Source organism: Pseudomonas sp. KCJK9058, assembly GCF_046230975.1.
In the GTDB taxonomy this organism is placed as follows: Bacteria; Pseudomonadota; Gammaproteobacteria; order Pseudomonadales; family Pseudomonadaceae; genus Aquipseudomonas; species Aquipseudomonas alloputida.
This window is the reverse complement of sequence record NZ_JBJJLR010000101.1, coordinates 1-1,543: the sequence shown is the minus strand read 5'-3', so window position 1 is coordinate 1,543 and position 1,543 is coordinate 1. Positions and strand designations below refer to the sequence as shown.

Sequence of the window (1,543 nt, the reverse complement as noted above, 5' to 3'; positions counted from 1 at the left end):
CTTGAAGGGTGTTTCGTTTGAAAAAGTTGATGATAATTATTCGTATGATGCATGGGCTGAATTGAACGATATTTGAAGGCTCTAAGAGTTTTGCGAGGGGCTAGATGTCTTTGATTGTTGCGTGTCACGCCAGACCTTTGAAAATATGCAGCGCGTTGGTGCTGCCTAACAGGCGGCAGTGCCAGCGTTGCTTTTTTAGCACAGCGAGTGTAAGCGAAGTCTTCGCTCGTCAATCTTTAGACGGCGTGTCTCAGGGGGCTATAATACGATGCTTGGGATATATGGCTTTCAAAAAAATCATGTTGTTCCCGCGGCAGCTATCTAAGAATGCTGCAAGCAAGTGGGCGAGGTAACTGTTCATAATTTATACAATATTGATTTCCTGCCGAAATGTGAGGAGAATCACCGGGTGTGAACGGTATATCGAAGCTCTCCGCGTAATAATACTTCGACCATAGAGAAAAACTGGATGTTATTCACGATTACGTAAAAAGGTTGAACCAAAGCGGACTATCAAAAGGCTAACTCACGGAGTCATGGTTGATGAGAGAAAGGGATTGCGCGCAGATGAGTCGGCGCTGAATAAAAACTCTGCTAGAGAACCAGCTTGTGGTTAGGAATCATATACTTTCTATTTCAGATGATTACCCTGAGAGTTACTGGCTGAAGGTAAAGATGTTGTCAGGTGAAGAATCTGGGGTTTTTAAAGAGGGTGTGGCTGTAAGCAAGGATATAAAAGTCTGCTTCGAGGGATCAAAAAGGGTCAGTGCCTCCAAGCTCTTGAGCTATGATTTTTTTTACAGTGACGGGCCCAATTTGATTTCGCCACGGCTCTACGAATTAATGAGGGCAGAAAACATTTCTGGTGTTCAGTTTGTGGATGCGGATCTACTGATAGGTGAGGTTTCCTATGCCGGTTACAAAGTGTTCAATGTGATTGGTAAATCACCAGCTTTTAACTTGAAGGAGTCCGTTAGCGAACCGTTGCTTAGCTATATGCCAGATGGCCCTAGATGGTTCAGCAAGATAGTTTTGGATGATGAGGCAATACTTTCTAGTGACGTCGTTAGGGCTGAAGAGGAAAGCTCCGTCATTGTGGTGGCTGCTCGCGTCAAGTCTATTTTTGAAAATAGCTCGGTTCGCGGAGTGCAGTTTAAGGATTAGATATCTTGTCTTCGGGTCTTTCGAGATTTACTTTCTGCATAAGTTTTGTTGTGAGAGTTTGGTGGTGTGATCTTTAACAGTTAAGTATTGGACTGGCTCTGCCAAAGTGTTAGCGGAGCCAGTATTTTTACGGCATATATCGGCTAGCGCATCTACAACCCGTACAAGCAGGTGTACTTGGTGTGCACCGAGGGCGACCACTTCCTGCACTTCACTCGCACACCCGACGGAACATTGATCGACATCAGCGCCACCGGCGGCCCCCGCGTGCACCTGCAGTACGACAACCCGCTGGGTCGCCTAACCGACATCAAGCGCGTGGTGAACAACGAAGCGGTGGAAACGCTTATCACCACCTGACCACGCTGGTGACCCAGGC

The 1,543-nt window shown here is 46.6% G+C and carries 1 protein-coding gene and 1 pseudogene; both read left to right on the top strand.

The features are described 5' to 3' along the window. The first annotated feature begins 675 nt into the window (after positions 1 to 675). Positions 676 to 1,164: an imm11 family protein gene (locus ACK59Z_RS25735; protein ID WP_409293972.1), complete on the top strand. Its 489-nt coding sequence runs from the start codon at positions 676 to 678 to the stop codon at positions 1,162 to 1,164. Positions 1,165 to 1,311: 147 nt separating this feature from the next. After that, positions 1,312 to 1,512 (top strand): annotated as a pseudogene (locus ACK59Z_RS25730) (hypothetical protein); the annotation flags it as partial. Positions 1,513 to 1,543: the final 31 nt, after the last annotated feature.